Origin of the sequence: Stenotrophomonas sp. PS02300 (assembly GCF_029959395.1) — a bacterium.
GTDB lineage: Bacteria > Pseudomonadota > Gammaproteobacteria > Xanthomonadales > Xanthomonadaceae > Stenotrophomonas > Stenotrophomonas maltophilia_AD.
Window position 1 is genome coordinate 1 of sequence record NZ_JASCOP010000143.1, and the last position, 9,729, is coordinate 9,729.

5 protein-coding genes are annotated in these 9,729 nt (G+C 66.6%); 3 read left to right on the top strand and 2 right to left on the bottom strand.

Going from position 1 to position 9,729, the window contains the following annotated elements; translation table 11 throughout:
• The first annotated feature begins 267 nt into the window (after positions 1–267).
• The 3 genes from QMX79_RS18165 to QMX79_RS18175 are packed head-to-tail and all read left to right on the top strand — an operon-like array spanning position 268 to position 2,937.
• Entirely contained in the window at positions 268–1,155 is an 888-nt protein-coding gene (locus tag QMX79_RS18165) for a carbon-nitrogen hydrolase (protein WP_282248021.1), read from the top strand.
• A gap of 23 nt (positions 1,156–1,178) precedes the next feature.
• A complete protein-coding gene (locus QMX79_RS18170; protein WP_282248022.1) occupies positions 1,179–1,709 on the top strand; it encodes a GNAT family N-acetyltransferase in 531 nt (176 codons plus the stop codon).
• A complete protein-coding gene (locus QMX79_RS18175) occupies positions 1,702–2,937 on the top strand; it encodes a TraB/GumN family protein (RefSeq protein ID WP_282248023.1) in 1,236 nt (411 codons plus the stop codon). Before QMX79_RS18170 ends, QMX79_RS18175 begins: the two co-directional genes overlap by 8 nt.
• Positions 2,938–3,123: 186 nt before the next feature.
• On the opposite strand, the gene QMX79_RS18180 is transcribed toward QMX79_RS18175, so the two are convergent.
• Positions 3,124–6,219: an efflux RND transporter permease subunit gene (locus QMX79_RS18180; RefSeq protein ID WP_282248024.1), complete on the bottom strand. Its 3,096-nt coding sequence runs from the start codon at positions 6,217–6,219 to the stop codon at positions 3,124–3,126.
• Positions 6,216–9,659 (bottom strand): efflux RND transporter permease subunit, encoded by a 3,444-nt coding sequence (locus QMX79_RS18185; RefSeq protein ID WP_282248025.1) that lies wholly within the window; start codon positions 9,657–9,659, stop codon positions 6,216–6,218. Before QMX79_RS18185 ends, QMX79_RS18180 begins: the two co-directional genes overlap by 4 nt.
• Positions 9,660–9,729: the final 70 nt, after the last annotated feature.

Here is a 9,729-nt window from a genome sequence, read left to right on the forward strand (position 1 = left end):
GGTTTGCGGGGGTGTGAGCCGCATGGATGCGGCGACCAAGCCCCCATGGATGGGTTCACGGCGCCCCCCGCAAACCCGCACCGTCCCGCCAAGCCAGGGAACCGCTGAGCCAAGGCTGTTCGCCACGATTCATCAGCAGCCGGGCAAAGCCCGGCGACCCGCATTCCGGGCTACTGAAGGCCTTAACAGCACCGGTTTAACAACCAGCACGCCGTACACACCCATCCGCGATAAACTGCGTTTTTCCCCCTGCAGGACCCGCCCCGGATGAGCTCACGCCACACCCTTTCCGTCGCCCTGATCCAGGAGCGCAACCACGGTGACGCGGCCGCCAACCTGGCCGTGATCGAAACGCGCGTGGCTGAAGCGGCTGCCCAGGGTGCCAAGCTGGTCCTGCTGCAGGAACTGCACAACGGCGCGTACTTCTGCCAGCACGAATCGGTGGATGAGTTCGACCTGGCCGAACCGATCCCCGGGCCGAGCACCGAGCGTCTTGGCGCACTCGCAAAGAAGCATGGCGTGGTGATCGTCGGCTCGCTGTTTGAGCGCCGCGCCGCGGGCCTGTACCACAACACCGCCGTGGTATTCGAGAAGGACGGCACCCTGCTGGGCAAGTATCGCAAGATGCACATCCCGGACGATCCGGGCTTCTACGAGAAGTTCTACTTCACCCCCGGCGACATCGGCTTCAAGCCGATCGATACCTCGGTGGGCCGCCTTGGCGTGCTCGTCTGCTGGGACCAGTGGTACCCTGAAGCCGCGCGCCTGATGGCGCTGGCCGGTGCCGAACTGCTGCTCTACCCCACCGCCATCGGCTGGGATCCGGACGACCAGAAGGACGAACAGGGCCGCCAGCGCGATGCCTGGGTGCTCAGCCACCGCGGCCATGCCGTGGCCAACGGCGTGCCCGTGCTGAGCTGCAACCGCGTCGGCCATGAGCCCTCGCCGATCGGCGCCTCCGGCATCCAGTTCTGGGGCAACAGCCATGTGCTGGGCCCGCAGGGTGAGTTCATCGCCGAAGCCGGTGGCGAACCCACCGTGCTGGTCTGCGATGTCGACCTGCAGCGCAGCGAACACGTGCGCCGCATCTGGCCGTTCCTGCGCGACCGCCGCATCGACGCCTACGGCGACCTGCTCAAGCGCTACATCGACTGACCTCCCCACAGGAACCCTGCCCCGTGACCGTGCTGCTGCGCGACGCCACCGATGCCGACATTGCGGCCATCACCGCCATCTATGCGGTGGAAGTAACCGACTTCGTCAATACCTATGAGTACGACGTTCCGGATGCGGCCGAGATGCAGCGGCGCATGCACGACATCGTCGCACGCGGCTTTCCGTACATCGTGGCCGAGGTCGATGGCCACGTGGCCGGCTACGCCTATGCCAACACCTACCGTGGCCGCGTCGCCTACCAGTGGACGGTCGAAAACTCCGTCTACGTCGATGCCGCGTTCCAGGGCAAGGGCGTCGGCACCGCACTGATGCAGGGCCTGATCGACGCCTGCGTCGCGCGTGGCTACCGGCAGATGGTGGCGGTGATCGGCGAACCGACCAACACCGCATCGATCAAGCTGCACGAACGCTTCGGCTTCCACTTGGTCGGCATTTTCCGTGGCCTGGGCCGCAAGCATGGGCGCTGGCTGGATACGGTGCAGATGCAGCGCGCGCTCGGCGACGGTGTCGACAGCGCCCCTTCGAATGAATGATGAAATGACTGAAAACCTGATGGACGACAACGGCGACACCCTGTTCGCCGGCCAGCCCGTGCGCGTGGTCGAGCGCGACGGCGTGCGCTACACCCTGCTGGGCACCGCGCACGTCTCGCAGGCCAGCGTGGAGGTGGTGGAACGGGCCATCAACAGCGGCCGCTTCGATGCCGTCGCGGTGGAGCTGGATCCGCAGCGCCTGCAGGCGCTGACCAATCCCGATGCACTGGCCAAGCTGGACCTGGTCGAAGTGATCCGCAAGGGCCGCGTGGCGCTGTTCGCCGCCAACCTCGCCCTGGCCGCCTACCAGCGGCGGCTGGCCGAACAGCTGGGCATCGAGCCCGGCGCCGAGCTCAAGCGCGCGGTCGGCCTGGCCAACGCGCACAACCTGCCGGTGCACCTGATCGACCGCGAAGTGGGCCTGACCTTCAAGCGCGCCTCGCAGCGGCTGGGCTTCTTCGGCAAGATCAAGCTGGTCATGGGCCTGGGTGCCGGCCTGTTCGCCTCCGAAGACGTCGGCGAAGACGAGATCGAAAAGCTCAAACAGGGCGACATGCTGGAAGCGAGCTTCGGCGAGTTCGCCAGCGAAAGCCCGGCGCTGTACGAAACCATCATCGGCGAGCGCGACCGCTACATGGCCACCCGCCTGCGCGAAGTGCACGACCCGGCGCAGCGCGAAGTACTGGCCGTGGTCGGTGCCGGCCACCTGGCCGGGCTGGCGAAGTACCTGGAATCGGACACCGAAGCGCCCGGCCCGCTGCGCGCATCGCTGGAAGACGTGCCGAAGAAGCGCAACATTCCGTGGATCACGCTGACCATCCTGGCGGTGGTGCTGGCCGGTATCGCCATGGGCTTTTATCGCGGTGGGCTGGGCGTGGGCACCGAGCTGCTGGCGGTGTGGGCGATGTACACCGGCGGCCTGGCCGGGTTGGGCTGCCTGCTGGCCGGCAGCCACCCGCTGAGCATCCTCACCGCTATCGTGGTGGCACCGTTCAAGCCGTTCCGCCTGAGCATCCCGACCGGTGCCTTTGCCGCGCTGGTCGAGGCGCGCCTGCGCAAGCCGGCGTACGAGGATTTCCTCAAGCTGCGCGATGACGCGCAGAGCGTGCGCGGCTGGTACCGCAACCGCGTCACCCGGGTGGTGCTGACCTTCATGCTGACCAACCTGGGCAGCATGCTGGGCTTGTGGCTGACCGGCTTCCAGGTGTGGAACAAGGTCGGCGGCTGACCCAGCGTACCGACCAACGGTCGGTACCTACCGCCGGCACCCAACGGTCGGTACCTACCGCCGGCACACAACGGTCGGTACCTACCGCCGGCACACAACGGTCGGTACCGGCTACCGGCACCCAACGGGTAGGTATCGACCGTTGGTCGATACGAAAAGGGCCACGCATTGCGTGGCCCTTTTCGTTCATGCCGGTTCGATCACCGCGCCGCTGCCCTTGGGCGGTAGCCCCCTCGCCCGCCGCACGATGCGGGCCACGTTGATGCTCATGTCGTCGAGCATGGCGTAGATGGTCGGCAGGAACAGCAGGCTGACCACGGTGGAGAACGCCAGGCCGCCGGCGATGGCACGCGCCATCGGGTAGTACGGCGGCCCATCGCCCAGCAGCTGGGTGTCGGTGAGCGAGATCGGGACCATCGCCAGGATCGCCGTGCCCATCGTCATCATGATCGGGCGCAGGCGCTCGCGTGAGCCTTCCACCAGCGCCTGGGTGCGGGCCAGGCCGCGCCGGCGCAGGTTGTTGATGTGCTCGATCATCACGATGCCGTTGTTCACCACCACCCCCATCAGCACCAGGATGCCGATGAAGGACATGATGCCGAACGAGGTACCGGTGAGCCAGAACAACCAGAACACCCCGAAGATCGAGAACAGCACTCCGCTCATGATCGCCGCCGGGAACAGCAGCGATTCGAACACCGCCGCCATCACCACGTAGATCATCACCAGCGCGATGATCAGGTTGAACAGCATCTGCTGCATGGCCTCGTTGTCGTCACCGAAGTCGCCGCCATCGAAGGTGAAGGTGTAGCCGGCCGGGAAGCTCATCGGCTTGAGCGTTTCCTCCATCGCCTTGCGGCCTTCCGGCGCGGTCACCTTCTCGGCCAGGTTGGCCTTGATGGTCAACGTGGTCTGGCGGTTGGTACGGCCCACGCGGGTGGCGGAGGGCTTGATGCTCACGTCGACCAGGCTCAGCAGCGGCACCGAACGTCCGTCGCCGGTGCGCACGGTGAAGCTGGCCAGGTCTTCCGGGCTGCTCTGTTCGGCGCCGGCGAAGCGTACCCACACCGGCACTTCGCTGTCACCGCGACGGAACTCGCGCAGCGGTGCACCGCGCAGCGCCAGGCCGACGAAGCTGGCGACCTGCTCGGCATTGAAGCCGAACGCGGCGGCCCGTTCGCGGTCGACGTGGATGGACAGCTCGCTGCCCTTCTCGCCATTGTCGATGCGCACATCGCGCAGTTCCTTGCGCTGGGCCAGCAGCGGCACCACGTCTTCGCCGATCTCCTGCAGCATCTGGGTCGAATCACCGACCAGCTGCACCTCCACGCCCTTGCTGCCACCGCCACCGCCGCCATCGCCGCCCTGGTTGCCAACGATGTAGTCGGCCCGCGCCGAACGCGGCAACCCCTTGCGCAGCGACTCCTGCACGGCGGCCATGTTGCCCGCGTGCTTGGCGTCCAGGGTCACGATGGTGCTGCTGCCTTCCTGTTCGCTGTACCAGGAATACACCTGGGTGATGTGCAGCTTCTCGCGGTTCTGGTCCAGGTACTGTTCAACGCGCAGGATCTCGTCGGACATCTGCGCGCGGGTGAAGGCGCCCTTCCAGTTGTAGCCGATGAACACATCGGTGCCGCCTTCGCCGCCGAACATGTCGATCTTGGTCAGCTTCATCGGCACCAGGCTGACCAGCACCACCATGATGATGCCGAACACGCTCCAGCCACGGTGTTCCAGCGTCCATTGCAGCAGCTGGGCGTAACGGCGCTGCAGGCGCGCGATCACGCCGGTCTGCGAGTGCACCAGCTTGGGCGTCTGCATGCGCGCGGACAGCATCGGGATCAGGCTCACCGCCACCAGCCACGAGGCCATCAGCGAGACCGAGATGGTGATCGCGATCTGCGCCATGAAGATGCTGATGTTGTTGGTTTCGCCGAACAGGTTGGGCACGAACACGATGCAGTGGCACAGGGTGCCGGCGCTGAGCGCGATGGCCACGTTGCGGGTGCCGATGATCGACGCCTGTACCGGCTGGTCGGGCATGCGCTCGCGTTCCTGGTAGATGCTCTCCACCACCACCACCGCGTTGTCCACCAGCATGCCCACCGCCAGCAGCAGGCCCATCATGGTCAGAATGTTGAGGGTCACGCCGACGAAGTACATGAAACCCAGGGTGATCACGAAACAGATCGGGATCGCCAGGGTCACCATCAGCGTCGACGGCCAATGGCGCAGGAAGAAGAACAGCACCGTCACCGACAGCAGCAGGCCGACCGCACCGGCTTCGGCCAGCTCCAGCAGCGACGACGTCACCGTCTTGCCCTGGTTGTCGATCACCTTGATGTTCACATCGCGCATCGACGGCTGCCGGCGGATGGCTTCCACCTCGGCCAGTGCGCCACGCGAGACTTCCACCAGGTTGGCACTGCGCTCCTTGTAGATGTCCAGGCCCACCGCCGGATTGCCATCCAGGCGGCGGCCATAGTTCATGCGCGCGGCCTTGAGCCGGACATCGGCGATGTCGCCCAGGCGCAGGCCCTTGGTATCGATGACCAGGTCGCGCAGTTCCTGCAGGTCGGTGATCTCACCGACCGGCTGGATGCGTACCCGCTGGCCGTTGTCGTCGATCTGCCCGGCCGAGATCGAGAAGTTGAGCGTGCGCAGGCGGTCGCTGAGCTCGTTGATGCTCAGGTTGTGCGCGGTCAGGCGATCGGCATCGATCGCGATCTCCACTTCATTCGGCGGCGCGCCGGAGATCTCCACCCGGGCCACGCCGGGAATGCGCTCGATCCGCCGCTTGAACTCGCGGTCCAGCATGTCGTACGCACCGGTCAGGTCCGACGCACTGGCCAGGCGCACCTTCAGCACCGGCTCGTCGCTGCTGGACCACTTGAACACGTTGTAGCGCTGCAGGTCATCGGGCAGGTCGCTGCGGATCGCATCGATGCGCTCGCGTGCATCGGAAGCGGCAATGGCGATGTCGCGGTCCCAGTCGGTGAACTCGATGAAGATGCTGGCGCCTTCGGCGGTGGCCTGGGAGCGCATGCGCTTGATCCCGGTCATCGTGGCCAGCGCTTCCTCGGTCGGCCGGATGATGGTGCGCTCCACTTCTTCGGGCGTGGAGCCGGTGTACGGCACCTGCACGAACAGGAACGGCGCGGAGATGTCCGGCAGCGCCTCCAGCGGCAGCCGGAACGAGGCGATCAGGCCCACCACCACCAGTGAGACGAAACACATGATGGTGGTGATGGGGCGGCGGATGGAGAACTCGGCAATGCTCATGCCGGCTCCTGTGCCGCACCGCCGGCGGTGTGGGCATCGGAAGTGCCGCGATGGTGATGGCGGCCGCGCTCGCGGTAATAGGCATCGCCACGGCGATCGAGCAGGTCGTACACCACCGGGATCACCAGCAGGGTGAGCAGCGTGGACACCAGCAGGCCGCCGATCACGGTGATCGCCATCGGGGCGCGTACTTCGGCACCCTCGCCCATCGCCACCGCCAGCGGCAGGAAGCCGAACAGCGTGCACAGGGTGGTCATGATGATCGGGCGCAGGCGCGAGCGCGCGCCTTCCACCAGCGCCTCATGCTTGGCCACGCCGGCCTCGCGCAGCTGGTTGACCTTGTCGATCAGGATGATCGCGTTCTTGGTCACCAGCCCCACCAGCAGGATCAGGCCGATGAACACCACCACGGAGATCGGCTTGCCGGTGAGCATCAACGCCAGGATCGCACCGACCAGGGCCAGCGGAATGGTGAACAGGATGACGAACGGATGCAGCAGCGATTCGAACTGCGAGGCCATCACCAGGTAGACCAGGAAGATCGCCAGGCCGAAGGCGAAGATCAGCGAGCGCGCCGATTCGGCCAGCTCCTCGCCCTGCCCGCCGATGTGCATGCTGACGCCGGCACCCAGCGGATCGTTGGCCACCATGTCCTGCACTTCGCGCACCGCGCCGCCCAGGTCGATGTCGCGCAGGTTGGCCGACACCACCGCCACGCGGGTCTGGTCGGCGCGATGGATCTCGCTGGGGCCATTGGTGGCCACCACGTCGGCCACCGCATCCAGCGTCACCGGGCGCGTGCTGCCCGGGTTGACGATCAACCGGCGGATGCTCTCCACGCTGGCGCGGTCGCCTTCCTGGGCGCGCACCAGCACGTCGATCTTGCGGTCACGGAAGCTGTAGCGCGTGGCCACGTCGCCGCGCACCTTCTTGACCACCACGTCGGCGATCTGCCGGGTGGTCAGGCCCAGCGCACCGGCGCGTTCCTGGTCGAAGCGGATCTGGATTTCCGGGAATCCCTCTTCCACGGTCGACTTCACGTCGGCGTAGTGCGGGTTGCTGCGCAACCGGGCGGCCAGCGCCTGGCCGGCACGTTCCAGGGTGGCCATGTCCTGGCCGCGCAGCTCCACTTCCAGCGGCGTGGAGAAGCTGAACAATGCCGGCCGCGCGAAGTCGACCTGCACACCCGGGTGGCCCTGCATCGAACCGCGCAGGCGCTCGGTGATCGCCGCTTCCGTGCGGGCGCTGCCGCCATCGGCCATCACCACGGTGAGCTTGCCGATGTTCTCGCCGCTCTCGGTCGGGCTGGCATCCAGCCGCGTACCGCTGCCGCTCACGCCGTACAGCGAGGTGATGCTGTCGTCCTTGGCGTGGGCCAGCTGCAGTTCGCGCACCAGCGCATCGGTCTGCTTCAGCGGCGTGCCGGCCGGCAGCTTGGCGGTCATCTCAAAGCGGTCCTGGGCCAGCTGCGGAATCAGGTCCGCGCCCAGCATCGGCACCAGGGCCAGCGTGGCCACGAAGGCCACTGCCGCCATGCCCAGCACTTTACCCGGGTGGGCCAACGCGTTCGGCAGCAGGCGCAGGTAACCGCGCTCGGCGCCGGCATACGGCTTCATGGCCAGGTCACTGGCCTTGCGCATCACCGGGCCGATCACCGCCACCAGCAGGCGCCACACGCGCACGATGGCCCACGCGATGCCGAACACGGTCCAGCGCACCAGCGCGCCAAAGCCACGGCGGCCCCCGGCAACCGGCTTGAGCCAGCGGCGCTGCGGCTGCCACGCGGCATGCGCGGGCTCTTCCGGGAACGCCAGCGGCGGGCGGCCCTTGAGCGAGCTCAGCATCGGGATCAGGGTCATCGCCACCAGCAGCGAGATCGCGATGGCGATCGCCACGGTCAGCGCCTGGTCGCGGAACAGCTGGCCGGCGATGCCGTCGACGAACACCAGCGGCAGGAACACCGCGATGGTGGTCAGGGTCGAGGCCACCACCGCCATGCTCACTTCGCGGGTGCCGGTGATGGCCGCCTGCAGGATGCCAAGGCCGCGCTCGCGCGCCTTGGCGATGCTTTCCAGCACCACGATGGAATCGTCCACCACCAGGCCGGTGGCCAGCGCCAGCCCGCCCAGCGACATCACGTTCAAGCTCAGGCCAAGCTGGCCCATGAAGAAGAACGTGGTGATGATCGAGACCGGCAGCGACAGGCTGATCACGAACGTGCTCCAGCCATCGCGCAGGAACAGGAAGATGATCAGGATGGCCAGCAGGCCGCCGATCACCGCGTCTTTCTTGACGTCGCTGATGGCGTGCTCGATGAAGCGCGACTGGTCCTCGATGGTGGTCAGTTCGGCATCACCGGGAATCTGCGCCTTGATCTGCTCAAGCTTGGCGCGCAGTGCTTCGGCGGTGGCCACCGTGTTGGCATCGCCTTCCTTGTAGATGGCCAATTCCACCGCTTCGCGGCCGCCCAGGCGGATGATCGCTTCGCGTTCCTTGAAGCCCTGGCGCACCGTGGCCACGTCCTTCAGCCGCACCGGCACGCCATTGGCCACGGTGGTGGAGCTGCTGCTGGAGGCGCTCTGCGCAGCGGACGCGGCGGCGACTGCTGCATCCGAACCGGTCGAGGCGGCGATGGCGAACATCTGCTGCATGGCCGCGTCGGCAGCGCTGCCGTTGCTGCCCTGGGTGGTCACCAGCAGGTTGCGGATGTCTTCCAGGTCGGCGAACTGGTTGACGGTGCGCACCAGGAAGCGCTGCGAGCCTTCCTCCAGGCGCCCACCGGAAATGTTGATGTTCTCTTCCTTCAACCGCTTGATGACGGTATCGATCGGCAGGTTGAGCTGGGCCAGCTTCTGCTGGTCGATGTCGACCTGGATCTCGTCTTCCAGGCCACCACCCACCTTCACCGCCGCCACCCCGGCCACCGGTTCCAGCTTCTTCTTCAGGTCTTCATCGGCATAGCGGCGCAGCGCCGTCAGCTGGCGCACGGCGTCGGCATCGCTGGCCGGGTCGTCCTTGGCCGCGATCACCAGGCGCATGATCGGCGCGGTGGACGGATTGAAGCGCAGCAGCACCGGGGCCTTGGCCTCCAGTGGCAGGTTAAGCGCTTCCATCTTGTCGCGCACCTCCAGGCTGGCCTGGTCCATGTTGGTACCCCAGGCGAACTCCAGCACCACGTCGCTCTGCCCTGTGCGCGAGATCGACTTGAGCTTGCGCAGGTTCTTGACCACGCCCACGGCCTCTTCGACCGGCTCGGTGATCAGCGTTTCGATTTCGGTCGGTGCCGCGCCGGTGTATTCGGTGCGCACGGTCAACGTCGGATAGCTCAGGTCCGGCAGCAGGTTGACCTTGAGGTTGCCCAGCGCGATCAGGCCGAACAGCACCAGGGTGATCATGAACATGAAGATGGTGACGCGGCGGCGGGTGGCGAATTCCACCAGGCCGCCGCCGGGCGCCCCCCGGCCGACGCCCCCCGGCGGGTGGGTTGCGCGGGGGTGTCCTTTTAAAAAA

Bases quoted from the DNA above. Each gene is read 5' to 3' on its own strand.
- QMX79_RS18165 (WP_282248021.1), top strand. From the start codon at position 268: ATGAGCTCACGCCACACCCTTTCCGTCGCCCTGATCCAGGAGCGCAAC.
- QMX79_RS18175 (WP_282248023.1), top strand. From the start codon at position 1,702: ATGAATGATGAAATGACTGAAAACCTGATGGACGACAACGGCGACACC.
- QMX79_RS18180 (WP_282248024.1), bottom strand. From the start codon at position 6,219: ATGAGCATTGCCGAGTTCTCCATCCGCCGCCCCATCACCACCATCATG.